At 71.8% G+C, this 26,254-nt stretch carries 16 protein-coding genes and 1 tRNA gene; 10 read left to right on the forward strand and 7 right to left on the reverse strand.

Translation table 11 applies throughout. The annotated features are described in order from the left end of the window. Positions 1-83 precede the first annotated feature (83 nt). The 3 genes from ACIOJE_RS18480 to der all read left to right on the forward strand — a co-directional run bounded on the left by ACIOJE_RS18480 (position 84) and on the right by der (position 3,754). Positions 84-1,238: a DUF4419 domain-containing protein gene (locus ACIOJE_RS18480; protein WP_400777282.1), complete on the forward strand. Its 1,155-nt coding sequence runs from the start codon at positions 84-86 to the stop codon at positions 1,236-1,238. A 132-nt stretch (positions 1,239-1,370) separates the two neighbouring features. Then, positions 1,371-2,084 carry a (d)CMP kinase gene (gene cmk / locus ACIOJE_RS18485; protein WP_400673077.1) on the forward strand — a complete coding sequence of 238 codons (714 nt, stop codon included), beginning with the start codon at positions 1,371-1,373 and terminating at the stop codon, positions 2,082-2,084. Positions 2,085-2,299: 215 nt separating this feature from the next. Further along, entirely contained in the window at positions 2,300-3,754 is a 1,455-nt protein-coding gene (gene der / locus ACIOJE_RS18490) for a ribosome biogenesis GTPase Der (RefSeq protein ID WP_400777283.1), read from the forward strand. A 121-nt stretch (positions 3,755-3,875) separates the two neighbouring features. Here der and ACIOJE_RS18495 read toward each other — a convergent pair whose 3' ends face one another. Both ACIOJE_RS18495 and ACIOJE_RS18500 read right to left on the reverse strand, forming a co-directional pair. Then, positions 3,876-4,622, reverse strand: coding sequence for a hypothetical protein (locus ACIOJE_RS18495; RefSeq protein ID WP_400777285.1), 747 nt, complete (start codon positions 4,620-4,622; stop codon positions 3,876-3,878). 161 nt (positions 4,623-4,783) lie between these two features. Next, positions 4,784-5,644 (reverse strand): hypothetical protein, encoded by an 861-nt coding sequence (locus ACIOJE_RS18500; RefSeq protein ID WP_280685972.1) that lies wholly within the window; start codon positions 5,642-5,644, stop codon positions 4,784-4,786. Positions 5,645-6,237: 593 nt separating this feature from the next. Here ACIOJE_RS18500 and ACIOJE_RS18505 point away from each other — a divergent pair. From ACIOJE_RS18505 to ACIOJE_RS18535, 7 genes are all read left to right on the forward strand, one after another. Continuing rightward, the gene (locus tag ACIOJE_RS18505) at positions 6,238-7,032 is read left to right on the forward strand and encodes a transglycosylase family protein (protein ID WP_280685973.1); all 795 of its coding nucleotides are present in this window, start codon (positions 6,238-6,240) and stop codon (positions 7,030-7,032) included. Positions 7,033-7,260: 228 nt separating this feature from the next. Continuing rightward, entirely contained in the window at positions 7,261-7,578 is a 318-nt protein-coding gene (locus ACIOJE_RS18510; protein ID WP_400777287.1) for a transglycosylase family protein, read from the forward strand. Between the two features lie 184 nt (positions 7,579-7,762). Then, complete coding sequence (locus ACIOJE_RS18515; protein WP_400777455.1) at positions 7,763-8,443, forward strand: alpha-ketoglutarate-dependent dioxygenase AlkB family protein; 681 nt, start codon at positions 7,763-7,765, stop codon at positions 8,441-8,443. 215 nt (positions 8,444-8,658) lie between these two features. Then, positions 8,659-9,534 (forward strand): acyl-CoA thioesterase, encoded by an 876-nt coding sequence (locus ACIOJE_RS18520; protein WP_400777289.1) that lies wholly within the window; start codon positions 8,659-8,661, stop codon positions 9,532-9,534. Positions 9,535-9,711: 177 nt separating this feature from the next. Beyond that, a complete protein-coding gene (locus ACIOJE_RS18525) occupies positions 9,712-10,503 on the forward strand; it encodes a DUF1684 domain-containing protein (RefSeq protein WP_400777291.1) in 792 nt (263 codons plus the stop codon). Positions 10,504-10,684: 181 nt separating this feature from the next. Then, the gene (locus tag ACIOJE_RS18530) at positions 10,685-11,959 is read left to right on the forward strand and encodes an MFS transporter (protein WP_400777293.1); all 1,275 of its coding nucleotides are present in this window, start codon (positions 10,685-10,687) and stop codon (positions 11,957-11,959) included. Positions 11,960-12,102: 143 nt separating this feature from the next. Next, a tRNA-Pro gene (locus ACIOJE_RS18535) sits at positions 12,103-12,176 on the forward strand. 5,425 nt (positions 12,177-17,601) lie between these two features. Here the strand turns inward: ACIOJE_RS18535 and cas3 are convergent. From cas3 to casA, 5 genes are all read right to left on the reverse strand, one after another. Further along, positions 17,602-20,331, reverse strand: a complete 2,730-nt coding sequence (cas3, locus tag ACIOJE_RS18540) for a CRISPR-associated helicase Cas3' (RefSeq protein WP_400777295.1) — start codon at positions 20,329-20,331, stop codon at positions 17,602-17,604. Positions 20,332-20,356: 25 nt separating this feature from the next. After that, positions 20,357-21,028, reverse strand: a complete 672-nt coding sequence (gene cas6e / locus ACIOJE_RS18545) for a type I-E CRISPR-associated protein Cas6/Cse3/CasE (protein ID WP_400777296.1) — start codon at positions 21,026-21,028, stop codon at positions 20,357-20,359. Beyond that, positions 21,025-21,762: a type I-E CRISPR-associated protein Cas5/CasD gene (gene cas5e, locus ACIOJE_RS18550; protein ID WP_400777298.1), complete on the reverse strand. Its 738-nt coding sequence runs from the start codon at positions 21,760-21,762 to the stop codon at positions 21,025-21,027. The genes cas6e and cas5e overlap by 4 nt, the downstream gene beginning before the upstream one ends. A gap of 82 nt (positions 21,763-21,844) precedes the next feature. Beyond that, complete coding sequence (locus tag ACIOJE_RS18555) at positions 21,845-23,155, reverse strand: type I-E CRISPR-associated protein Cas7/Cse4/CasC (protein ID WP_400777300.1); 1,311 nt, start codon at positions 23,153-23,155, stop codon at positions 21,845-21,847. Continuing rightward, positions 23,152-25,383, reverse strand: coding sequence for a type I-E CRISPR-associated protein Cse1/CasA (gene casA, locus ACIOJE_RS18560; protein ID WP_400777302.1), 2,232 nt, complete (start codon positions 25,381-25,383; stop codon positions 23,152-23,154). Before casA ends, ACIOJE_RS18555 begins: the two co-directional genes overlap by 4 nt. Positions 25,384-26,254: the final 871 nt, after the last annotated feature.

Below are 26,254 nucleotides of genomic sequence, written 5' to 3' on the forward strand. Positions count from 1 at the left end.
CTGAGGGGCTGAGGTCTTCGGGGCCGGAGGGGCTACTGAGGAGCTAGTGAGGGGCTACTGAGGGGTTTGTCGACGGGGGGGAAATGATCATCGAGTTGCCGCTGGGCGAGACCCGGCACGGGTCCTCCGGCCGGTTGGAGGACCTGGGGAACGAGCGGTTCCTGCGGGCGGTGGTGGGCGGTGGGTTCCGGATCCGCCACCGAAGCGTCGAGACGCTGGTCGAACTGCCCAGGCCGGAGCCGCTGTACCTCGAGTTCGCGGAGCCGGAGCCGACCTGGAGCCTGCTGGTGCGGGCGGCCCACGCCGCCTTCGCCGAGCACCTGCCGTTGAGCCTGTCGCCGGACGTGCTCTGGTACGCGGTGGTGCACGAGGTGGCGGTGCACGTGCGGTTGAACGCCTCGGTGTACGAGGGGCTGTTCACGGCGCCTCCCGGGGTGAAGCGGCAGATCGTGGTCCGGGACGACGGTCTGCTCGGGTCGGGGCCGGACTGGGCGCGGTCGATCCGGCTGGTGCGGGAGCCGCTGACGGAGGCGGTCGGGTCGGAGCTGGTGGAGCTGTTCCGGCCGACGTTCTCGACGACGAGCCCGGACGACGAGTCCTCGACGCTGGTGGCGCTGATGGACGTGGTCAGCCCGTACTACGACTTCCGCTGGGAGACCCGTTGCGGCATCCCCCGGATCCGGCTGGAGGGCACGGCCGAGGACTGGGCGCTGCTGGCGGCGCGGGTCGGCGAGCTCGCGGCGCGCTTCGACCTGCTGGCGCCGTGGTTCGCCGAGCTGCGCCCGGTGGTCGACGAGATCGCGGCGACGGCGGCGGGCGGCCCGGTGGACGAGCGCTTCTGGCGTTCGTTCCACAAGTGGGAGTCGATGTCCGGCGGCCCGCAGGTGACCGGCTGGCTCACCACCTTCTTCGCGCACACTCAGACGGCGGCCGGCCCCCGGCTGCGGGAGTCCTTCGGCTGGTGGGAGGCGGCGAACGCCTCCTACCACCGGGACCGCTTCGTGCCGAACGACTTCCCGTCCCACGTCTCGAAGGTGCCCTTCGTCTGGGACCGCCTCGGCACCGAGCTCCCGATGGCCTTCGTGGGCGGCGTCCTCGGCATCGAGCGGGACGGCGAGTACCTGCGGCCCCGGCTCGGGAACGCCGTTCTGCAGATCCGGCGGGCGGGACCGAGGCCTGAGGTGGGGCCGAGGCCTGAGGTGGGGCCGAGGCCTGAGACGGGGGCTGCCGGGGCCTGAGACGGGGGCTGCCGGGGCCTGAGGCGGGCGGGGTCGGGGTGTGGCGGCGGTCCATTAACCTTGAGGGAGACAATCCCCGGTCGTGTGCCTGCCCAGGCTCCCGGGTCCAGTGTTTAGAGAGAGGTTCGCCCCGTGGATACTGCCGACCGAGCGCACGCCCCGGTCGTCGTCGCCATCGACGGACCCTCCGGCTCCGGCAAGTCGACCGTCTCGCGGGCGGTGGCCGCCAGGCTGGGCCTGAGCTTCCTGGACACCGGCGCCATGTACCGGGCGATGACCTGGTGGATGCTGGCCAACGAGGTCGACGTGACCGACGCGGAGGCGGTGGCCGTCGCGTGCGGCAAGCCGGTGATCGTGTCGGGCACGGCCGCGGACGGCCCCACCATCACGGTGGACGGCCAGGACGTCTCCGGACCGATCCGCGGCCCCGAGGTGACGGCACAGGTCAGCGCCGTGTCCGCGGTGCCGGCGGTGCGGGCCCGGCTGGTGGAGCTGCAGCGTGGCTGCGCCGAGGTCGCCGAGCGCGGCATCGTGGCCGAGGGCCGGGACATGGGGACGGTGGTGTTCCCGAACGCCACCGTCAAGGTCTTCCTGACCGCCTCCGAGCGGGCCCGGGCCGAGCGCCGGGCGGCCGAGCTGCGCGCCAAGGGCGTCGATGAGGCGACCATCACCGCGATGGCCGCCGACCTCGCCCGCCGGGACGCCGCCGACTCCTCCCGGAAGACGGCCCCGCTGGCCCAGGCCGCGGACGCCGTCCTGGTGGACACCAGCGAGCTCACCCTGGAGCAGGTGATCGACCGGATCGCCGCGCTCGTGGAGGAGCGGGCCGGGATGTCGTCGGTCTGACCGGACACATCGGTGTGACCGAACACGTCGATCCGGCCGGAGACGCAGATCCGACCGGATGCGTCGATCCGACCAGACATGTCGTCGGTACGACGACCGAATGAGCCGTGGTGCCGCCGAGGCACCGCGGAGAACCAATCGCGCTGCCCCGAGCGGGGCAGGTACGCACGGCACGCCCCTGGGAAGGGCCGGGCCGGGAAACGGAACAGACGAACATGACCGCAGAGCACTCTGACACCAGCCCTGGTGAACTGGACGCCGCCGACTACGCCGAGTTCATGGCCCTCGCCGCCGAGGAGGGCTTCGACGTCGACGGCGTGGACGGCTTCGACGGCGCCGAGCACATCCCGCTGCCGGTGCTGGCCGTCGTCGGCCGCCCGAACGTCGGCAAGTCGACCCTGGTGAACCGCATCATCGGCCGCCGCGAGGCCGTCGTCGAGGACAAGCCGGGCGTCACCCGCGACCGGGTCACCTACGAGGCCAGCTGGAACGGCCGCCGCTTCAAGGTCGTCGACACCGGTGGCTGGGAGATCGACGTCCTCGGCATCGACGCGCTGGTGGCCGCGCAGGCCGAGCTGGGCATCGAGCAGGCCGACGCGGTGCTGTTCGTCGTCGACGCCACCGTCGGCGCCACCGACACCGACGAAGCCCTGATCAAGCTCATCCGCCGGGCCGGCAAGCCGACCGTGCTGTGCGCCAACAAGGTCGACGGCCCGTCCACCGAGGCCGAGGCCGCGTACCTGTGGTCGCTGGGCCTGGGCGAGCCGTTCCCGGTCTCCGCGCTGCACGGGCGCGGCTCGGGCGACCTGCTCGACGCCGTCATGTCCGCGCTGCCCGAGGCCCCGCCGCAGACCTTCGGCGACGCCGCCCCCGGCGGACCGCGCCGCGTCGCGCTGATCGGCCGCCCGAACGTCGGCAAGTCCAGCCTGCTGAACAAGGTCGCCGGCGAGGAGCGGGTGGTCGTCAACGAGCTGGCCGGCACCACCCGCGACCCGGTCGACGAGATGATCGAACTCGGCGGCAAGAACTGGAAGTTCGTCGACACCGCCGGTATCCGCCGCCGGGTCCACCTGACCGCCGGCGCCGACTTCTACGCCTCGCTGCGCACCTCCTCCGCGCTGGACAAGGCCGAGGTCGCGGTCATCCTGATCGACGCCAGCGAGACCCTCGCCGAGCAGGACACCCGGATCATCTCGATGGCTGTCGAGGCCGGGCGCGCCGTCGTCATCGCCTACAACAAGTGGGACCAGCTGGACGAGGAGCGCCGCTACTACCTGGAGCGCGAGATCGAGCGCGACCTCGTCCAGGTGCAGTGGGCCCCCCGGGTCAACGTCTCGGCGAAGACCGGCCGGCACATGGAGAAGCTCGTCCCGGCGATCGAGACCGCGCTGGAGGGCTGGGAGACCCGCATCCCGACCGCGCGGCTGAACGCCTTCCTCGGCGAGCTGGTGGCCGCCCACCCGCACCCGATCCGCGGCGGCAAGCAGCCGCGCATCCTGTTCGGCACCCAGGCGGGCATCCGTCCGCCGCGGTTCGTGCTGTTCGCCTCGGGCTTCCTGGAGGCCGGCTACCGGCGCTTCATCGAGCGCCGGCTGCGCGAGGAGTTCGGATTCGTCGGGACGCCGATCTCGATCTCGGTGCGGGTGCGGGAGAAGCGCAAGAAGAAGTAGAGCGCCGGCGGGTACCACCGACAGCGGTCGGCAGGTACCGGCACCGGTTCCGGTAGTAGGTGTGGGCGAGGGCCCCGTCACGGTCGTGGCGGGGCCCTCGCTTGCTGTTGGTGGTGGCCTGTCAGTGGTGCTCGCCGTTGCGGCCCGGGGGGAGGGAGAGCATCTGGCGGTGGCGGCCGCCGGTGGGCGGGACGGTGGCGACTCCGGTGGCGGTGCCCATCGCGGGGGAGGGTGCCGGGGGCGGCGCCGGCATCGGGTGCGGGATCGCGCCCAGGTAGCCGGCGGCCACCCAGCCCTGACCGTTGGTGAACTGGGGGGCGGGGGACTGGTGGTGCTGCGGGACGGCGGCCGCCGGGGCGGCCTGGCCGAAGCCGTCGCTGGTGGGGGCGGCGGGCTCGGGGTGGGGGTGGAGGTGTGCCTGGGGGGCGTTGTGGCCGGTGTGGCCCGTGTGGGTGGCATGGGCGGCGTGGGCGGTACGGCTGGTGGCCTGCGTGCCGGCGTGTCCGGTGCTGTGTTCGGTGCTGTGGCCTCCGGTGTGGCCGGGCTGCTGGCTCGGCATGAACTGCGGTAGGCCTGGCGCCTGCCCCCCGTAGGTGTGGAAGGCCTGGTGCTGGGGCGGGTACGGGCGCGGGTCGCCGAGTACGGGGTAGCCGTCGCGGACCGCGAAGCCCGTGAACGTCAGGCCCTCCTCGCCCGAGCGGTCGCCCGGAAGCGCGCGGAACAGCCGTCGGTACTCGGAGTACAGCTCGTCGTAGATCGGCGTCGTCGAGTGCGGGTGCTCCGCGTCGTACGACGGGCGCATGCCCGGGATCGAGCGGGGGACGGTGGTGGACCGGCCGGAGGACGCGGAGACGTCGTAGCTGTACACACAGGGGCCAACGAGCGAGGGGGCACGGGGATGCGGGGTGCCGGGGCCCGGCCGGAAGGCGGCCCACGCCGAGCGGGGAGGCCGCCTTCCGACGGGTGCGGTGGCGCAGGAGCAGTGTGCGGGTGGCGCAGGTGGCGCGGACGCCGCCGGTGCCGGTCGGCTCAGGTGCCGGCGAGCGGGAGGGAGGCGGCAACTACCTGTCCCAGCGCAACCGCCCGCTCCAGGGCCTGGCGGAGCAGGTCCTCGCGCGGCTGGCGGCCGACCATCCCGGCCGGGACGGCGTACATGGTCACCTCGGAGAGCTGGCTGGCGGCCATCCGCCAGGCGTCGGTGACCTGGAGCGGCTGGTGCGCCTGCCACCAGCCGGTGCTGCCGCCGGAGGCCGCGGGCTGCAGTACCGCGTGCAGCTTGCCCATCGCCACCAGGACCGACCAGCCGGGCAGTTGGTCCGGCGTCTGGTCGAGGTCGGTGATGCGCTGGAACCCGGCGTCCTGGAGCAGGTCGAGGAACTCGTCCTCGCCCGAGGTGCTGCCGGGGCGCCCGACCGGACCGGTCGGCTCGACCACCAGCGAGGCGTGCCCGACCCTGCCGTGCAGCACCAGCCCGCAGGTGATGCCGAGGATGGCGGCCTGGCCCGGCGGGCTCGGCTGGGCGGCGGGAGCCGTCGCGGGGGCGGGGGCCAGCGGGGTGGGCATCGCGGGGGCGGGAATCGCCGGGCTCGCGTGGGCGGCCGGGGCGCCGGCCTGGGCCTGGCTGATGCTGCGGACGGCGCCGACCAGCTGCTCCTCGGCCACCGGCACCACCTGGGACGGGATGCAGCGGGCGTGGGCGAAGGCGAGTACGGCGGTCTCCTCGCCGACGAACAGGACGGTGCTGGTGGGCTCCACGTGGGTGTCGCCGGGGGTGCGGCACGAGGTGCATTCGTAGCTGTCGGGTGCGCGGTCGCCGCCGAGGAGGCGGTCCGCCTCGTCGTCGCCGATCTCGGACCGGACCTCGTCGCTGACGTCGAGCATGCGCGGCACAGGGTCTCCTCGGGTGGGTGCGGTTTGCGGTTCGGGGGTGGACACGGAGAGGTCGTCATGACCAACGGGCCCTTGTGTCAGGCGTCACGGGTGGCTGACGAGGCTGACGGGAATTGCCCCTGATCCGACCGCGCAGCGTGTTCTCGTGGTCGCAATGTGTCGATGTCGATGGCGGGGCTGCCGGAATGAAACCGTGAGGTAGGTCACGCCATCGCGATGTTTGATCTAGGAATCGACGACTAAACGGACATTTCGGGCAAGATTGTGCGGTTATTACCGTCGGTAACCCTTGGCTGAGCTGGGCAGACCGGTGGGGTTTTGGTTTCCCTGCCGACCGGCTCGTAGCTTCGTTGGCGGCGCAACGAGCGCCACCCGGGTTCACCCCCGACGCACCGCCCCTCCGGTTCCGGCCGGATGCGGCAGGTGCCCGCCGACGCGATCGCTCGAACAGGTCGTCGGCGAGCGGCTGGGTGGCCGGGGCGGCAGCGGCACGTCCGACACGTGCACGGCCGTCCGACGGACGCGGCAAGCGAATGCGGCCCTTTCCAGGGTCTGGTTCCGCATGCCCGCCCGGGGCTGTCGAGAGGAACCCCATGACCTTCCGTCACGAGACCGCCGCTGCCACCATCTCCACCGCCACCAAGCGCAACCGCGTCCGGATGGCTGTCGTGGCGGGCGCCGCTGTCGCGGCCCTGCCGGTGGCCGGCCTCGTCACGGCCACCTCCGCCTCCGCCGCCTCCGTCTCCACCTGGGACTCCGTCGCCCAGTGCGAGAGCGGCGGCAACTGGGCCATCAACACCGGCAACGGTTTCTACGGCGGTCTGCAGTTCACCTCCAGCACCTGGGCCGCCTTCGGTGGTACCGCCTACGCCTCGCAGGCCAACCTGGCCACCAAGGCGCAGCAGATCTCGGTCGCCGAGAAGGTCCTGGCCTCGCAGGGTCCGGGCGCCTGGCCCGTGTGCTCCGTCAAGGCCGGTCTGACCAAGGGCGGCGCCCCGGCCGCCGTCGACACCTCGGCGGGTTCCACCGCCGGTTCGACCGCCGCCAAGCCGGCCGCCCCGGCCGCCAAGCCGGCGCAGGCCCCGAAGGCCGACGTCGCCCCGAAGGCCGCGCCGAAGGCTGACGCCGCGCCGAAGAACGTCGCCCCGAAGAGCGATGCCCCGAAGGCCGCGCCGAAGAACGACGCCGCCAAGGGCGCCAAGTCCTGGACCGGCTCGAACGACGCCAAGCCGGCCAAGGGCGACAGCTACACCGTCAAGTCCGGTGACACCCTGAGCTCGATCGCCGCCGCGAAGGGCCTGGACTGGCACGACCTGTACAAGAACAACGCCAAGGTCATCGGTGGCAACCCCGACCTGATCCTCCCGGGCCAGACCCTGAGCATCTGACGCCTGTCGTCGATGCCTCGTCCGGTGCCTGTCGTTTGACGTCTGTCGTCTGACGCGTGCCGTCTGACGCTGTTGTCCGACGGAGCTGTCCGACATCGGCTCAGCGGGCCTCCCGGCCCGGCAGTGTGCTGACACCTCGGCCGCTTCTCCGCTGTGCGGGGGAGCGGCCGTCGGCATGTCCGGCGTGTCGGGGAGGGCGGTGCGGCGGCGCGTCTAGGGTCGGCTGCTGTGCCGCATTCGTGTGACGAGCGTACGCCTGGGGTCGGGCTGCGGTGGGGCGTCGTCGTGCTGGTCCTGGCGGGTGTGGCGACGGCGCCGTCCGGGCGGGCCGGCGCGGCGACCCGGGTCGCGGACATGGTGTGGGACGGACTCGCTCAGTGCGAGAGCGGCGGCGACTGGCGGGCCGATTCCGGCAACGGCTGCTACGGCGGCCTGCAGATCTGGCCGCCCACCTGGGAGGACGCCGGCGGCCTGCGCTTCGCCGACCGGCCGGACCACGCGAACCGGCGGGAACGGACGACCGTCGGTGAGGAGATCCTCCGGTGACAGGGGTGGGAGGCGTGGCCCGACTGTGCGCGGGAGCTCGGGCTGATCGGCCCGGCGCCGGGGTCCGGTGGCGGCCCGGGTGGCTGAGGCCGGTCTGGCCTGGCCTGGCCTGGCCTGGCCGCTGCCGGTGACGCTGCCGGTGCGGGAGGATGGTGGGGTGATCCAGGGCGAACTGTTCGGTGGCCTGCCGGGGTCCTCCGCCGCGCGCGGACGCGTCGAGCCCGCCCCCGGGGCCGTCCTGCTCCCCGGCTGGCTGGACGCCGAGGCCCAGCTGCGCCTGGTCGCCGCCTGCCGGGAGTGGGCCCGTCCGCCGGCGGGCCTGCACGCCGTGCGGATGCCCACCGGCGGGATGATGTCCGTACGGATGGTCAGCCTCGGATGGCACTGGTACCCGTACGGTTATCGGAGCGCGGCCGAGGACGGTACGCCCGTCAAGCCGTTCCCGCCCGAACTCGGCCGCCTCGCTCGCCGGGCCGTCGCCGACGCCTACGGGGCGGACGTCCGGGAGATCGCCGGCGCCGCTTCGTACGAACCTGACATCGCGATCGTCAACCACTACCCGCACGGCGCGAAGATGGGCCTCCACCAGGACCGCGACGAGCGGATCGACGCGCCCGTGGTCTCGCTCTCGCTCGGCGACGCCTGCGTGTTCCGGCTCGGGAACACCGAGACCCGGACCCGTCCGTGGACCGACCTGGAGCTGCGCAGCGGAGACCTGCTGGTGTTCGGCGGCCCGGCCCGGTTCGCGTACCACGGGGTGGTGCGCACGGTGGCCGGCACGGCGGATCCGGGGCTGGGGCTGGTCGGCCGGCTCAACATCACGGTGCGGCAGTCGGGGCTGGCGGCGGGGGCGGCGGAGGCCTGAGGGTGGTGCGCGTCGGGCGGTGCTCGCCGGCTCGCTGCCTGTCGGCTCGGCGTTCGCTTACTCGTTCGAGTGAATCGGCTCCTTGGGCTCGGTGAGCGGGAATGACCCCGGCCGCCGGAGAATTCGAGTGGGTTGGAGAATTCGATCAGGACGGGTGCCGGCAACCGGACGGAGGACCTCCGCCCTGGCCGCGGGCCCGGAGAGGAAGCGCACGCATGGGTACCCCAGTCGACGACCTTGTCGACCTGCTCGACCTGGAGCAGATCGAACTGAACATCTTCCGCGGGCGCAGTCCCGAGGAGGCGCTGCAGCGGACGTTCGGCGGCCAGGTCGCCGGGCAGGCGCTGGTCGCGGCCGGGCGCACGGTGGACGGCGACCGCCCGGTCCACTCGCTGCACTCCTACTTCCTGCGCCCCGGTGTGCCCGGCGTGCCGATCGTCTACCAGGTCGACCGGATCCGCGACGGCCGCTCCTTCACCACCCGCCGGGTGCTCGCCATCCAGGGCGGCCGGTCGATCTTCGCCCTCACCGCCGACTTCCACCTCCCCGAGGAGGGCGGCATCGAGCACCAGTTCCCCGTACCGGCGGTCCCCGCCCCCGAGGCGCTGCCCAGCGCGCTGGACGAGGTCGGCTCCCGGCTCGGCGAACTGCCCCCGTTCATCAGTCACCGCCAGCCGTTCGACATCCGCTACGTCGACCGGCTGCGCTGGACCGAGGAGGAGCTGGTCGGCGTCGAGGCGCGCAGCGGCGTCTGGTTGCGGACCAACGGCCGGCTGCCGGACGACCCGCTGATCCACGTCTGCGCCCTCACCTACGCCAGCGACATGACGCTGCTGGACGCCGTCCGCGCCCCCGTCGAGCCGCTCTGGGGCACCAGACACTTCGACATGGCCTCGCTCGACCACGCGATGTGGTTCCACCGCCCGTTCCGTACCGACGACTGGCTGCTGTACCAGCAGGAGTCCCCGATAGCCCACGGCGCGCGTGGCCTCGCGCGCGGGGAGATCTTCGACCGGAACGGGCAGCTGGTGGTGTCCGTCGTGCAGGAGGGGCTGTTCCGGCCGCTGCACAAGGGAGCGGCTGAGGGCTGAGCGTCGTCCTGGCGGGCGGCGTGTACGGAGTGTTGCCGTCGTGACACCGTGTTGCCGCCGTATGGCGATTTCGGCGGGCGGGAATGATCCGTCCGGGCGGGCGGCGTTGTGGTGGATGAGCGAGTCGGACGGCCCGAACGGCGGGTCGTCCGAGAACCGGAGCGGGAGGGTGTACCGATGACGGCGACGGCCTCGGAGGACTGGAAGCACTGGAGCGACAACCGGGCGGCGTCGGTGAGTGCGCCGCACGGCCAGCTCGCACTCACCGGCACGTACTGGCTGGAGCCGGAGCCGGCCGAGATCCCCGGCCTGCCCGGGCGCTGGTGGGCCGACACCGAGGGCGTCCGGGTCCGGGCGGCGGCCGGGGACGGCATCACCGTCGGCGGCGCGGGTGGGCCGGTCGACGGCGAGGCGCTGCTGCGTCCGGACACCGATTCCGCCGCTGACACCGCCACCCTCGGCGACCTGCTGCTCGTCCCGATCGAGCGCGAGGGCGAACTCGCCCTGCGGGTCTTCGACCCGGCCGCGCCACGCCGCACCGCCTTCGCGGGCATCTCCGCCTACCCGTACTCGCCGGAGTGGGCCGTCCCCGCGGTCTTCACCCCGTTCGAGGAGGACGGTGCCCAGTCCGTCCTCGTCCCCAACGCGGACGGCAAGGAGCGCCCGCTGGCCGTCACCGGGCGGATCGCCTTCACCGTCGCCGGCGAGCACCGCACCCTGACCGTCAGCCGCTCCGGCGACCGCCTCTCCGGCGTCATCGCGGACGCGACCAGCGGCATCGACACCTACCGCTTCCGCTTCATCACCCTCCCCGCCCCGGACGCGGACGGCCGCACCGTCCTCGACCTCAACCGGGCCTACCTGCCGCCGTGCGCCTTCGCCGACCACTTCATCTGCCCGTTCCCGCCGCCGGGCAACCGGCTCGACTTCGCGGTGGAGGCGGGCGAGCGACAGGTCCTGAGCAGGTAGGACGGCCGTGGCCCGACCCCGGTGCGGGGAGCGGGGAGGGCAGGGCGGAGCATGGGGGGCTGTGTCGACCGATCATCCTGCCAATTCAGCCCAGCCCTCCCATCCAGCCCAGGCGGACGCCGCGCCTGTAGTTGTCCCCGCACCGGTGGCCGGTCCGGTGTCTGGTCCTGCGGCCGATCCGGTGTCTGGTCCTGCGGCCGATCCGGTGGCCGCCGAGGCTGGTCCCTGGTACCGCCGGGCCCTCGCCGACCTCAGCCCGCTGCGCGACCACCCCGACTACCGCCGGGTCTGGTTCGGGCAGGCCGTCTCCTCCATAGGTCAGCAGATGACGGCCGTCGCCGTCTCCGTCCAGGTCTACGACCAGACCCGCTCCGCCTTCGCGACCGGCCTGGTCGGCCTGTTCTCCTTCTTCCCGCTCGTCGCCTTCGGCCTGTACGGCGGCGCGATCGCCGACACCGTCGACCGGCGCAAACTCGGCCTGATCGGTTCGGCCGGGCTCGCCGCCGTCTCCGCCGTCCTCGCCGTGCAGGCCCTGGCCGGCATCGGACAGGTCGCCGTCCTCTACGCCGCCGTCGCCGCCCAGGCCGGCTTCTTCGCGCTCAGCTCGCCCGCCCGCTCCGCGATGATCCCCCGGCTGGTGCCCAGCCACCAGCTCCCCGCGGCGAACGCCCTGAACACCGTCAGCATGAACCTAGGCCTCACCGTCGGGCCCATGCTCGGCGGCGTCTTCATCGGCACCTACGGAGCCCAGGCCGCCTACCTGGTCGACACCGTCGCCTTCGCCGGCACCCTGTACGCGATGTGGCGCCTGCCCGCCATGCGCCCGCTCGGCGACCGCAAGGGCCGCGCCTCCGTCCTCGACGGCCTCCGCTTCCTGCGCGAGCAGCCCAACCTGCGCACCAGCTTCCTCGCCGACCTGGCCGCGATGATCTTCGGCATGCCGCGCGCCCTCTTCCCGGCCATCGCGCTCACGTTCTACGGCGGCGACGCCCGCACCGTCGGCCTGCTGGTCTCCGCCCCCGCCGTCGGCGCCCTGATCGGCGCCCTCTTCTCCGGCTGGGTCAGCCGCGTCCACCGCCAGGGCGCCGCCGTCCTCGCCGCCGTCGCCGCCTGGGGCCTCGCCATCGCCGCCTTCGGCGCGCTCCACAACCTGTGGCTCGGCCTCCTCCTGCTCGCGGTCGCCGGCTGCGCCGACACCGTCAGCATGATCTTCCGCAACACGATGATGCAGGTCGCCGCCCCCGACGAGATGCGCGGCCGCCTCCAGGGCATCTTCATCGTCGTCGTCGCCGGCGGCCCCCGCCTCGGCGACTTCGAGTCCGGCGGCGTCGCCGCCCTCACCAACCCCGCCACCTCCGTGATCACCGGCGGCCTCGCCTGCGTCGCCGCCGTCCTCCTCCTCGCCGCCCGCCGCCCCGCCTTCCTCACCTACGACGCCCGTCACCCCACCCCCTGACCCACCCATCGCCAACCGTGCAACCCTGCAGCGAGCACCCCTCGACGTGCTGTATTGTTTTCCACGTCGCCGGGACAACCGGAGACAAGGTCGAGAAGCCCACAGCAGAGCCCCCCAGGCCCCGCTACCGGGCATCCAGACCACGGGACGTGGCGCAGCTTGGTAGCGCACTTGACTGGGGGTCAAGGGGTCGCAGGTTCAAATCCTGTCGTCCCGACGCGAGTCGGAAAGGCCGTTGGCCGGGAGAAATCCCAGGTCAGCGGCCTTTCGCATGACGCCCCGTCAGGGAAACGAGCCACCTGCGAACACCCCTAAACGATCTTGCTGGGGACCAGCTGGGGACCAGGACCCTCCGGGCGGGCCGTGAGGAGCTGCCCCCGGGGACCAGCCAGCCGAAGGCCCACGTGTCCCCTTTCGGCCAGGGTACCGGCGGCGCAGGCCGCGTGAAAACCCTGCTCGGCGAATTCCACTGGGCTTCAGGACGTCTCCACGGTGCAACACCGGGTGGCGGCGGGAAACGGATTCCGGCTCGGGTAGTGGATGCGTTCCGACCCTGGAGCCAGGAATCGGAAGTTCGCCCGGTCCACAGCCCAAATGCGGGCCGATCTGCCGAATTCGACACCGTCCGCATGGCTCCGCCCCGTTGTTGACACTGCACAAGAGCGGGGTGTGGCGCCGGCCCTCCGCAGCGGCCGGGCGGGGCGGCAGCGCCGTCATAGGGCGACCGTAGGTAGCTCCCACGCAGCTGCCGCCCGCGATCACGGCGCTGGCCGTCGCAGTCACCGAATTCCCGCTCGATGTCGCGATCCTCGTCGCGGCCAACCACCGCCGCCCGCCGACCAAGCTGCCCCTCTCCGCCCGCGGCGGTCGGCTTGCCGCGGTCGGCACGGGGGCGAGGGCAGCATCGACCAGGTGCCCCGGACCGCCGACCTCGCCAAGCAGTGCGGCTTCCGAGTCGTCGGGGTGATCGACCATCGCCGCTCAGGGGTCAGTTTCACCCTTGCCGAGACACCCTCCGCGAGGGCGGAGAGACACCAGGGCTCGAACTGCCTGTTCTATGACGGACGGCCAACCTTCGCGCGGGCGGAGGGCACGCAGTGTCAGTGGTAAAACCCTGGGCGCGGTCCGGCCAACTTCCGCGCGGGCGGAGCGGGCTCGATGATCCCGTTCATGCCCCCGAACAGGCCCGGCCAACCTCCGCGTGGGCAGAGAGGAGCTCCTTCCGGCCGGCACCGGCGAGCACGCGGCTGGAGGACCTCCGCGGGGGCGGAGAGGACATCGGCGGCGGCCCGATCCGGAGGATGGCCTCGGGAAGACCTCCGCGCGGGCGGAGAAGACGTCCTCCCCGGCCGGTACTACTACTAGGCAGTTGGCCAACCTCCGCGCGGGCGGAGAGGACCTGCTTATGGGTTGACCAAGGAGCGAACTTCCGCGCGGGCGGAAATCGATCGAATTGCTGGTCTCCCCGCAGTTGGACGTACGGACAACTTCCGCACGGGCGGAGAGCACCACCGCGGACGGGTAGGCGCGCAGGCCGGCGCCCGGCCAACCTCCGCGCGGGCGGAGAGGACACCGGGGAGATCCGCATTTGGAAGCCGGAGATCGGCCAACCTCCGCACGGCGGAGAGGATGGGATGTAGACGGGGATGATGATGTAGGCCACCGGCAAACCTCCGCACGGGCGGAGAGGACCGGGTTGATCAGCGTCCCGTCGATCGCGCCCCACGGCCAACCTCCGCGAGGGCGGAGCGCGCGGACACGTCGTCGCCCGCGTCTCCGGCGCCAACGGCGGACCTCCGCGCGGGCAGAGAGGACAGAGCGGCGAGCTTGCGGCGCTCGGGGCCTCACGGCCGACCTCCGCGCGGGTGGAGAGCGCCAGCGTCGGCCGACCTCCGCGCGAGCGGAGAGCACTTCGGCTGGCATCCGCACTGGCACGTTCAGTACGGCTAACCTCCGCACGGGCGGAGGGGGCAGGACCGCGAGGGAACTGACGGGGACGATCGCCAGTCAACCTCGCGTGGGCGGAGAGCGTGACAGGACCTCATGAACTCGTCGGGCCCTCCTTGAACGGCTAGCCTCCGCACGGGCGGAGGGCACTTGGCGCGGATCTCCGCGGTGACGCCAACCTCCGGCCGACCTCCGCGCGGGCGGAGGGTACCTCCTCGCCCTCTACGTCGCGTGGGTGCGGGTGGGCCAACCTCCGCCTGGGCGGAGAAGTCCAGGCTGGCCTCTCCCTGGATCCCCTGCGCATCGGTCAACCTCCGCGAGGGCAGAGAAGGCGAGCCGTTGTCCGTCTATTTGCCGATCCCCCCGGCTAACCTCCGCGTGGGCGGAGTGCACGTCGTCGGGACGCATTAGTTCGCGAACGCCTACGGCCAACCTCCGCGCAGGCGGAGAGCACCTGTAGGTCGATCGGATCACCCATATCTACGACGGCGAACCCGCGTGGGCGGAGAGCACGAGGGGCGCGGCGGCGGCGGTGCCTGCTTTCCCGGCCGACCTCCGCGAGGGCGTAGACCATACGACGTGGGTGGTCAGCGCACCCCAATCCTTCGACCGACCTCCGCGCAGGCGGAGAGCACTGTGAAGCAGGCCGCCGTCTGGAACTACGACGGTGAACCTCCGCGTAGGCGGAGGGTACATCATTCTGACACGGACTCTGGTTGTGCAGCATGGTCAACCTCCGCGCGGGCGGAGAGGACATCGAAGCCGGCGACGAGACCAAGGTCAAGACCGGCCAACCTCCGCGTGGGCGAAGAGGACCGCTGGTTCCTCGTGCTGGAGGAGCAGAACGACGGCCAACCTCCGCGTGGCGGAGAGGACTGGCGCACGACGTTGTCCATCATCCACGGGTGCGGCCAACCTCTGAGCGGGCGGAGAGAGCCGGGCATTCAGGCCGCGGACGTGCCCGAACAGCGGCCAACCTCTGTGCGGCAGAGAGCGAGTCGATCTCAATATCCGAACCTGTGACGGCTGCGGCCGACCTCCGCGCGGGCGGATAGCGCGGCCAAGGCGTCTGGGCGAGCATCAGGTGCGGCGACCAACCTCCGCGTCGGCGGAGAGCACAGCATTGGCGGCCTGCTCAAGGGCGGCGTCGGCGGCCAACCTCCGCGCGAGCGGAGGGCACATGTACGCTCCGAAGGACGAGGCCGCGAAGATCGGCAAACCTCCGCGTGGGCGGAGAAAATACATTTTTGGTCGCCAGGGTCTCCACGGCGTCCGGCTAACCTCCGCGCGGGCGGAGGTACCTGCTGATCGGCGTCATCAAGATGGTGATGATCGGCCCACCTCCGCGCAGGCGGAGAGCACCCGCGCTTGGTGAACGCGACTGGGATGCCGTCCGGCCAACCCCCGCACGGGCGGAGGGTGCGCCAGCGCTCACTTGAGCCGGTGGTGCAGGGCCGGCCAACCTCCGCCGCGAAGGCGGAGAGCACGTGACGCCGATCCGCGCCGCCGAGCAGGTCGACGGCCAACCTCCGCACGGCGGAGAGGACTACGTCGGGGCGCTGTCCCGGTACATCACCAACGGCCGACCTCCGCGCGGGCGGAGAGCAGGAACAACGAATTCTCGCCGAGACCCGCAGCCGCGGCCAACCTCCGCGCGGGCGGAGAGCATACGACGTGGGTGGTCAGCGCACCCCATTCCTTCGACCAACCTCCGCGCGGGCGGAGGGCATAAATGGCAGATCGAGCAGGCAGTCAGGCCGGCCGGCCAACCTCCGCGCGGGGCGGAGAGCACGGGGTAGATCTTCGTGTCGATGTCGCCAATCGGCGGCCAACATCTGCGTGGGCAGAGAGAGCCCGCTGCGGCTACCAGTGATTCCGCTCCGCTGACCAACCTCCGCGCGGCGGAGAGTACCCATAGGGCAGGGCCGCGATCTCGGCGGCGAGTGGTCGACCTCCGCGCGGGCGGAGAGGACGTGTCCAGGGTCCGCAACGTCAGGATGTCGAACGGTCAACCTCCGCGCGGGCGGAGAGCACCGTACCTGATCGACGTCGTACAGCAGGGGCCGCGGACAACTTCCACGCGGGCGGAGAGGACAGTGTCAGACGATGCTACTGGGAGCGGTATCCGCCGAGGTGCCACCCGACCTCTACGAGGGCAGAATGCCAGACGGGCGGGCGATCCTGCTCGTGAGCCGATCGGCGGACCTCCGCGAGGGCGGGAGCACGAAGACCCGGAGTTCGCTGGCGTCGGACCAATCGACCTACCTCCGCGCAGGCGGAGAACACGACCTGGCTGGCACGAACAACATCGTGGAGATCGGCCAACCTCCGCTTCGGCAGAGCGCATCGCGACTTCTACCGCCCGGCTCACGGACTGATCGGCGGACCTCTGCGTCGGCGGAGGGCACGCGATCCGACTGCGAGACGCGTAGTCGAGCACGGGCCAACCTCCGCGGGGGCGGAGAGGACCTATTGCTGGCGCGGCTGCAGGCGCACGACGCGGGCCAACCTCCGTGTGGGCGGAGAGGACATTCTCGGCATCACCTGTCCGTTGTTCGGCGCGGCCAACCTCCGCGTGGGCGGAGAAGGCTCCATAAGGTCACCATCACCGCGCCACGTGACCGGCCAACCTCCGCACGGGCGGAGAGGACTGGATTTGGGCAGCACAGTGCTGCATCATGGCCGGCCAACCTCCGCGCGGGCGGACAGCGCTTCGGCATGAAGAGCTTCTTCGTCGGAGTTGACGGCCAACCTCCGCGCGGGCGGAGAGGACAACGGGGCGTGCTTCGCCGCCACTCACGCCGGCGGCCAACCTCCGCGTGGGCGGAGAGGACCCCCTTCGCGTTGGTCGAGGTGGTGGTGACATCCGGAAGACCTCCGCGTGGGCGGAGAGGACGCTACTCCGTGAAACGCCATCAGACACCCGATCGGAAGACCTGCGCGTGGTCGGAGAGGGCAGCGTCACATGTCGCTGGCCCCACTCTCGACGGCCAACCTCCGCGTGGGCGGAGTGCACGTCGTCGGGACGCATCAGTTCGCGAACGCTTACGGCCAACCTCCGCGCAGGCGGAGAGGACGCGGTGATGCTGACCTCGAACAAGCCGGACGTCGGTAGACCTCCGCGCGGGCGGAGAGCACTTCCTGGCCTCGGTCAGCTGGCCCTGTCCGCCTGGCCAACCTCCGCGCGGGCCGAGAGCACCACACACCAGTCAGCGCCGGGATCAGGCGCGACGACCAACTTCCGCGCGGGCGCACAGGACTTGGCGTCGTCGACGAAGGCGTATCCGCCGTACGGCCAACCTCCGCACGGCGGGGATGATGATGTAGGCCATCGGTCAACCTCCGCACAGCGGAGAGGACAGGATGTGCTGTATGTGGGGCTGAACCCGAATGGCCAACCTCTGCATGGGCGGAGACCACGCGGCCAGCAGGTCGAAGACGCCAGCCACCTCCGACCAACCTCCGCGCAGGCGGAGAGGACTCCTCCCACAGGCCGTGCAGCCACCACAGCGCCGGCCAACCTCCGCGCGGGCGGAGAGGACGACCCGTAGGAGCAGTAGACGATGCAGATCCGCGGCCAACCTCCGCGCGGGCGGAGAGGGCCCTTCGCGACCTGCGGTGTTAGGAGGGTTTTGCTGTTTTTCTATCAAGGAACGTGGGCTGTTTGGACCTGGTCTGACTTTACGTGGTCGTCATCATCGGGTGGTGGTGAGTCCGAGGGTGGGGTGGAGGTGGAGGGTGGTGGTTGGGGTTCGGTAGGAGCGGGTTCCTGTTGGGGTGGTGGGTTGGGGGAGGAGGGTGAGGTGGCGTAGGCCTCCGATGGTTCGCCATCCGGGGGGTGGGGCGGTATCGGGGTCGTGGTGTTGGAGAAGGTCGGCTCGGATGGGGAGGGTGAGGTTCATGAGGTGGCGGATGGTTTGGAGGTCGTCGGGGTTGATGGTTTCGGGGAGTGGGGTGGTGCAGCGGCGGTTGAGCCAGCGGGTGCCGTCGGGCTGGGTGTAGACGGGCAGGATGCGCAGGCTGTCGGCGCCGAGGCGGGTGGCGGGGTCGTCGACGAGGCCTTCGGAGAGGAGGTGGAGGTCGTGGACCCTGCTGGGCGGATTGATGGCGGTGATGGCGGCTTGAGCGGTGCGCTGGTGGTCCTGGACTTCGCGGGCGCGTCCGTCGGGGGTGGTGAAGTCGTCCGCGTACACGGCGTCGATGAGCTCCTGGACCTGCTGGGGCACGGCGAGGGAGGCGGTCCCGGTCTTCGTGGGGTCGAGATCGCGTAGCTGCTGGCGGGTGTTGAGGAGCAGGCTCTTGTCGTAGATGTGGAGCCAGGCGGGCGGCATGGCGCCGGGTGGGGTGAGGACGACGAGGGTGGGGCGCTGGGCCCAGGTGGGGCGGTCGGTGCGGCGGTGGCGGTGGCCGCGGCCGGCGCGCTGGAGGAGCTGGGCGGCGGGGGCGAGGTCGGAGATCACGAGGTCGAAGTCGACGTCGAGGCTCTGTTCGCAGACGGGGCTGCTGACGACGACGAAGGGGCGGTTGGGGCGGGTGCGGCCTCGTCCGGTCCAGCGTTCGATGCGTCGGGTGATGGCGGTGCGTCGGTGGGCGGGCAGCTGGGAGTGGAGCAGGAGCAGGCGGGGGGTGTCGGGGCCGGTTCCCCAGGTGGCGCGCAGGAGTTGGTGGGTGTCCTGGGCGGCGGCGACGGTGTTGCAGACGACGAGGGCGCTGCCGGTGTGGGTGTCGCGCAGTGGTGCGAGGGCTTCGAGGAGCGCGTGGGCGCGGCTGCCGCTGGTGGTGGGGTCGTCGTCGGGGGTGGCGTCGGGCATGGTGATGGTGAGCTGGTGGGCGCGGCTGGAGGGGATGTCGTCGCGGGAGACGGTGGTGGTGCCGTTGCTGTCGGTGTAGGACCAGCCGGGGTAGGCGGGCTGGATCTTCTCGGGCACCGCCTTGGGGTTCTGGCCGGTGCGGTAGGCGTTGATGAGGCTGGCGGCGGTGCGGCCGGTGAGGGTGGCGGACAGCAGGACGACGGGGGTGCCGAGGGCGCCGAGCCATTCGAGGAGGCGGGCGGTGAGGTAGTGCTCGTAGGCGCCGTAGGCGTGGGCTTCGTCGATGACGACGACGTGGCGGGACAGGCCGAGCCAGCGCATGGCGTTGTACTTCACCGGGAGGACGGCGGTTGCGGCCTGGTCCCAGGTGCCGGCGCAGGCGTGGGTGAGCAGGCCGCGGTATCGGCCGCGCAGCCATTCGTCGACGGTGGCGTGGTCGCAGTGCGCGGTGTCGCCGGCGGGGTTGTAATCGGCGTGGTACCAGGCCGCGGAGTGCAGGAGGGCGGTGGGGTGGCGGCGGCCGGTGAGGGCGGCGAGGTGGCGGCAGTGGTCGCGCAGGCGTTTCCACATGGCGTCGGTGGTGGCCATGGTGGGCAGCAGGATGCACGGGCCGGCGGCGCCGCTGGCGGCGGCCAGGATCGCGCTGGCGAGGAGGGCTGATTCGGTCTTGCCGTCGCCGGTGGGGGCGGTGACGAGCAGCAGGCCGGCGCCGCCGTCCTGGATGAGGGCGGGAAGGTGCTGTTCGAGGTCTTCCTGGAGCGGGTGGAGCGGGTGGCCGGCGAGGTGGGGGAAGAGGCCGGTGAAGGCGGTGGTCTTGGGCCGGGGTGCGGTGGTGAGCTGGGCGCGGCGCAGGGCGCGGGGTGCGGCGCGGCGGGCGGCGGCGAGGTGGGCCGTCCAGTTGCCGGGGTTCTTCTTCCACTGGCGCTGGCGGGCACGGATCCAGCCGATCTGGGAGACCAGCCAGTCGGCGAGCATGACGGTGCCGGTGACGAGGACGGCGGCCGGTGCGGGGGCGACCCGGTTGGGCATGACCGGGTCGCCGAGGTGGTCGGCGGTCAGCCGGAGGAGGGCTGCGCGCTGGTTGTCCCACTGTTCGCGGCCGAGCCCGGGGGCGGCGTCGAGGGGGCAGGTGAGCTGGTTGCCCTGGTGGGACAGGGCGGGATGCCACAGGCCGTGGTGGCCACCGAGTATCTGGGCGAGCTGGTGGGCGACCAGGCGCAGGGGGCGGTCGTCGAGGGGGAGTTGGTGGGTGCGGTGGAGGAGGTCGGGCAGGGCGAGGTGGACGCCGCGGTCGTGGCGCAGGCGCTCGCCGGGCGGGGCGGCGGGGTAGCCGGGGGTGCCGGTGAGCTGGTCGGCGTCGCCGAGCTGGCGCAGGAACGTGGGGCTGATCTTGGCGAGGTCGTGGAGGGCGGCGAGGAAGACGACCAGGGTGTGGGCCTGGTCGTCGGTCAGTCCCCAGCCGGTGGCGATGACGCGGCGCTGGGCGGGGGTGAGGTAGGTGTTCCACAGGCGTTCAGCCATGGCGCCGGCGTCCAGGGCGTGGCAGCCGGTGGGGTAGGGCTCCTTGAGGCCGTGTTCCTTGGCGGGCAGGCGAGGGTCGAGCGGTGCGGGCACGGTGGTCGTTCTCCGGGCAGGGTGATCAGGTGCGGCGGGGGGCGATGGAGAGCAGGCCGAGGCCGAAGGCGCGGCCCTGGCCGATGCCCTGGCGCAGCGCTTCCTGGAGGGTGTCGGGGTCGGTGATGGTGGCGGTGCCTTCGAAGCGGGTGACGCGGTAGGTGAGCCGCTTGCCGCTGTCACGGTTGGCGGTGACGGCGGGTTGTTCGAGGTCGAGGACGACGTGGGGCTGGAGTCCGGCGAGGGTGGCCTGGCGGTGCCACCAGTCGACGGCGTCCTGCCCTAGCAGGGGTACGCGCTTGCCGCGGGGGCGGGCGACGCCCGGTTCGTGCGGGGCCCGCACGGCGCGGGCAGGGTAGGCGTCGATGCGGTACTGGACGATGCGGCCGGTGCTGGCCCAGCCCAGCAGCGGAGTCAGGTCGCGGTACTCGACGTCGGTGTTGGTGTAGCTGCTGGGCAGGGCGTTGCGGTTGATGGGGATCGAGGACTGGATGATGACGGTGGCGGCCTGATCGGTGCGCTCCAGGCGAAAGAGGATGCGGGCGGCGGCGCGGGGCTCGGAGCCGAGCTGGTCGGGGAAGAGGGCCTGGATGCGGCGGTGGAGCGAGCCGCGTTCCTTCAGGTCGTCACGGGCTTCCTGTGAGTAGGGGTTGAGGGAGAGCCGCGCGAGGTGGAGGCCTTCGGTGAGGAGAGTCATCGGGCGTTCTCCAGGTAGTCGGTGAGGGCAGTGAGGTAGGCGGTGCCGAGGCCGGCGTCCGGGGCGGGGATGTGGCGGGTGCGGTACCACACGTCGCGGTCGGCGAAGTGCCGTCCGGGCAGGGGCTGGTCGCGCAGCTGACGGTCGGGCCGGGCGCCGGGTTCGGGGGCGGTGTCGTAGACGAACCCGACGCTCTGGCGTTCGTCCCAGGGCGCGGGGGCGGGGCGGTGCAGCGGTAGGTGGTCGAGGGCGGCCACGGGGTCGGGGTGGGTGGTGAGGAAGACCGGCACGTCGGGCGGGCAGGAGCGGCGGCCCAGATAGGGCCCGTACACGGGGTTGGCCAGGGCGTGGGCGGCATCGGCGATGGTGTCGGCGGGGCCGGTGATGGCCAGGGTGAACGCGGCGCTGGCGCGGTAGGCGCGTTCGGTGACCATGGTGCTGGTGCCCTCGTCGCGGGGGCCGCCCTCGGCCTTGGGCACGGCCAGGTGCGGGGGCAGGCCGCCGCCGATGGTGTGGAAATCGACCTCCCGCTCGCCGACGCGGTCGATGCGGATGGTGAAGCCCAGGTGCTGCAGGTCGGGGTTGGGGTGGTCGCTGGAGCGGCCCATCGCGGAGGCGATCAGGCCGATCAGGGCGCCGCGGGTGGGGTGCTTCTCGGTGGGATGGATGTTGTGTTCGGCCTGCAGGCCGAAGGACTGCCAAGGCGCGGACAGGTGGGCGAGGATGCCGGTCAACGGGGCCTCCAAGGACGACGGGGCGGGGTGCCCGGGCCGCCGGTGCGCGGCGGGCACCCCGTGAACAGAGCTACAGGGAGGGTTACTTGGCGGGCTTGCCGAGGTCGGCGATGGCACCGGTGATGCTGCCGATGAGGTCGTCGAGGCCTTCCATGCGCTTGCCCAGGGCCGGGATGTCGTCTTCGACGAGGCCGGTGTGGGCGTGGAAGGCGCGTCCCCTGGTGCCGAGGAAGCGGTCGGTGGCCGCGGCGTGCTTGCCGAGCGCGGTGAGGGAGCCGGGCAGGAAGCCGCCCTCCTCGGCGGCCCGGACCGGGGTCTCGAACGCGCCGACCAGGTTGATCGGACGGTCGGTGCGTACCGCGGTGTAGACGAGGTGCGGCAGGGTGAACGCGGCGGTGTTGTTGCCCTTGGCCGGCAGCGCGGTGGTGATGAACGAGCGGGTGAACGCCTCCAGGACCTCCCGGGCGGTTGCCTCGTCGCCGTCGAGGTTGCGGACCAGCTCGTGCCAGTTGAGCGAGGCGTAGCGGTAGTACACGCCGGTGGTGTACCGCTGGTCGCCGATGTGTCCGGCGCCGGTCTCGGTGCCGCCGGTGAGGACGTCGTCGACCGCGGAGAAGAAGTCGACCTGGACCGACAGGCGGTGGGTGGTCAGGCCGTGGGCGACCTGGACGGCGCCGTTGACGCTGGACTCCGCCTCGTTGGCGAGCATGCGGCCGTAGGCGGCGACGGCGGCGTTGCGCGAGCGCAGGATCGCCAGCACCAGGGCCTTCAGCTCCTTCGGGGCGTGCTTGGCCATCACGGTGCCGGCGGCGGACTCCGCCTCCTCGTCCTCCTCGTCCGCCTCGGCCTGGTCGTCGACGTCGGCCGTGTCGCTGCTCTTGGCGGGCCGCTTCTTCTTGGCCTTGGCGAGTTCGGCTTCGACCTTGGCCAGGGCCCCCGCCAGCTGCTCGCGCTCGGCCTCCGCGAGGTCGGCGAAGTCGGTGAGGGCCGCTTCGGGCAGGAACAGCAGGGCGTTGGTGCCGCCGTTGTCCGCCACACCCAGACCCTTGACGTGGGCGCAGTAGATGAGCATCTGGGCGGCGGCCAGGGCCTCCTGCGCGTCCCATCCGCGTTCCGCGAGGATCGCCGCGACCTCCTTGGGCACCTGCCGGGTGCGCAGCGCCCGGACACCGAGGGTCTTCTCCACATCGGTGCGGGTGTGGCGGCGGGTGTTCTGCGCGGACAGCCGCCCGCGCACCGTCGCGCCGTACGAGGCGGTCTTCGGCGCGCCCTGGCGGTCGCGATTCAGGTTGGAGTACGGGAATGACTGGATGAGGTGGACGTCGACGTGGACCGTCTGCGCCGGGTCGAAGACCGTGCCCGTGGTGGCCTTGGCGTCCTTGGTGGTGGTCATGCGGCGTTCTCCTTCGAAGCGGTGGCGGGGTGGAAGGCGTGGATCCAGTCCAGGCGGATCGCATCGGCGTGGCGGGGCCAGCGGGTCAGGTCGCGCAGGAGCACGGACCAGGTGACGGGGACCTTCTGCGAGCGCAGCTGGCTGATCGCGCCGGGAAGGGTGAGGACGAGGTCGTCGAGTTCGAGGCCGGCCAGGGAGAGCAGCGCGCCGCGGGCATTGCCCGCGCGCATGCCGCGGTTCGCCGCCTCGCGGTAGGTCCAGCCGAGGTTGTGCCGCAGAACGCCCGGCCGCGGCGGCCGGGGCCTGCGCTCTCCGGACGTCTTGGGGTTCGGGGCGTCATGGAAGGCGTAGAGACAGGCGATCAGGATGAACAGCCGGGCCTGCCGCGGATCGACGATGGACCCGCGGACGCGGTCGGTGGGCTCGGCGTCCAACAGCGCCTCGACGAGGTGGAACGGGGCGCCCTCGGTCAGATCGCAGGCCAGGCCGTCGGCGAGCCGGGCCCGGCCGCCGGACGTCGAGCAGACCTTGGCGACCAGACGCATGAAGCCGTCGAACACCGCCAGCGGACTGGGCCGGCTGGAAGCGGCCGTCGCCGTGGGCGGCTCAGCGGGCGAGGTGTCGGCGGTCACGGGTTCGGCCTTTCCACGGCGGGAAACGGGAGGGGAGACGATGGAGCGGCGATGGGCGGCGATCGGATCCATGCCGTCGACCGTGGCGGCCTGCGGCGCGGTCACGGCGTCATAGACCCGCAGCGCGATCCGCCGAAAGCCCGGACCGGACGGCCGCGACCCGTCCTCGGGCGCATCCTCGACCGCGTTCTCGGCCGTGATCGCAGCCCAGAACGGCGCCTCGGCCCGGTCCCAGAACGCGGCGTCCGCCGCGTCCACCCAGGCGTTCTGCTTCGGGTTGCTGCCCATGTCCCGCCACGCGGCCCGCAGCGCCGCGCCGAGCGACTTGGCGGCGTCCTCGGCGGCCTTACGGGTCCGGCAGACCAGCGCGGACCGCTGCGGATCACGTGACGGCAGGTACGGCGCGATTGCCACCGGAGTGGTCTCGGCCCACCAGTGCTCCATACCGCCGGCCTGCGCAGCCTGCTGGCAGCCCAGCACCCGCACCCGGACGTCGCAGAGCACGTCCAAGACCTTCGGCGGCAGATCCGCGAACGTGCTCAGCCAAATCGGCGGCACGCTCGACACCTTGGCGCTCGCCGACGCATCCTGCGCGTGCGCGAGCGCGTCGAAGTCCCGCAGCAACGACCGGCCGGCGTTCGCCAGCCTGGCCTTGCCCGCCGACGTCGTCATGGTGAACGGATCGACGGCCGCCGGCAGATCGGTGCGCGTACCCCAGGCGATCCAGCACGACGTCGTCTCCGCACCAGCCACCCCGGGCGCCAGCTGCACGGAGTGAGCCGCCCGGCCCGTCAGCAACGACACCGGCCCGCACGCCGCGACGGGAGCCAGCGGATCCGGCAGCTCATCGTGCTCCCAAGGCGCCAGATCCTCCCCCGGCAGCTGGGGCCACCGCGACGGCGGCGGACACCCCAGCACCAACGACGTGAACAAGCTCTCGCCCACCGGGAAGTACGAGACCGTCCGCCGGTTGGGCCCCGCCTTCGACGACTTCGTGCTCTGCCCACCGTGACTACGCAAGGCAGCCATCCCACACGGCCCGTAGTCCCGCCACGCCAGCAACCACCCGAACGCATCCGCCGACGCCACCGGCACCTCCTGCGGCACCCGGCTGCGCCACGGCTGCGTGTTGCCCGACGGGCGGGTCATCGCCAACCGTCCCGGCGCTGAGGCCTTCGTGCACTCGGCAGCCAGGCGCGGGTCCTGGAGGAACGGCCTTGCCGGGTCGTAGAGGTCGAACCGGTCCGGGAACTGCTCCAGGTAGCCGTCCACTGCTGCCGCATCGAAGCGGCCGGCCAGCAGCAGGACCTGCTGCGCGTCCTGCCACTCGTGCTCGTCCGGCACGTCCAGGCCCGTCACGCGCACGGTCAGAGCGGTCAGGAACCGCCGCAGCGCTGCTTCGACGGCAACATGCGGCACCTGCAGGTCGGCAATCAGGTGAGCGGCAACCAGCACCTGGCGCACGCTCATCTGGACGGCCCCGCCCGGGAGGGCGTCCGGTACCAGCCCGGCCAGCTCTCCGTCGTCGGCGTCGGCGCGAATCCGTACCAGGACGCACGGCGAAGCCACCACACTGAAACTGGGCAGCAAAGGCAAGGCGCCACTCCTCCTCGACAACTAAGCGACGGCAATCGGGAGCTGGCGGCACAGGCTCGTCGCCGCCGAGATCAGGAGAGCCGCCGGATGGGCGATGGAGGGACCATAGGCTCCTTGGGAAATTTCTGACAAATGATCAAGTACCTTTAGCCATACGGACCTTGTGTGGAATGTCGGACGGCCCATGTACGGTGAGCGAGGGCACGCGCCGTACTGCCCGAGGGCGAAGCACGGTGGCAGAGCTGGGACTTGCGTCCGATTGTCGTGGGCATGGGCTAGCCAGTGGGCGCGTCCGGGTTGAGTGGCCGATCCTGGGCCGCGAGGCTGGCATGCAGGCCCTTGAAGGTTTCTGTGCGCACCGATAGAGCGCGGCTGTTGGCGGCAGGAAATGTCCGAGGCTGGTGATAATGGGGCGGCCAACCCGGCCTGCCGTCGATCTGGCGAGCTCCTGCCGGCGCCTCGGATATTCCCCGAAAGGGTACTGTTGGCGATGTTCCCCTGTGATGTGAATCACAAGTCCTGAAGCGCAAATCCTGCTGCCCGGCGCGAGGCGCACGGCGCAGTGGCGTGGGCCGGGCGCGCCGGCTCTGCCCGGTTGCCCCGTCTCGCTGCCTGCGGAGGAGCCACCGAACGCCGGGCCTGTGATCGTTGGGGCCGATGGCGCTGGCGCGGCACGGCCCTAGCGTTCAGCAAGGGAAACTCCGTCAGGATGTGGGCAGGACGGTCGATCGGGGTGATTGGGATCCCAGGTCGTCGTCCCCGGTCGGGGTAGTCACGTCGGGTGAACAGTGCTCCATCGCGAGACCGTGGGCCATGCGGGGGCCGTATCCTCCGACGCAGGCGGTGGCAAAGGATGTTGAGGGAGCTGATG

It is taken from the genome of Kitasatospora sp. NPDC087861, from assembly GCF_044742585.1.
Taxonomy (GTDB): Bacteria; Actinomycetota; Actinomycetes; order Streptomycetales; family Streptomycetaceae; genus Kitasatospora.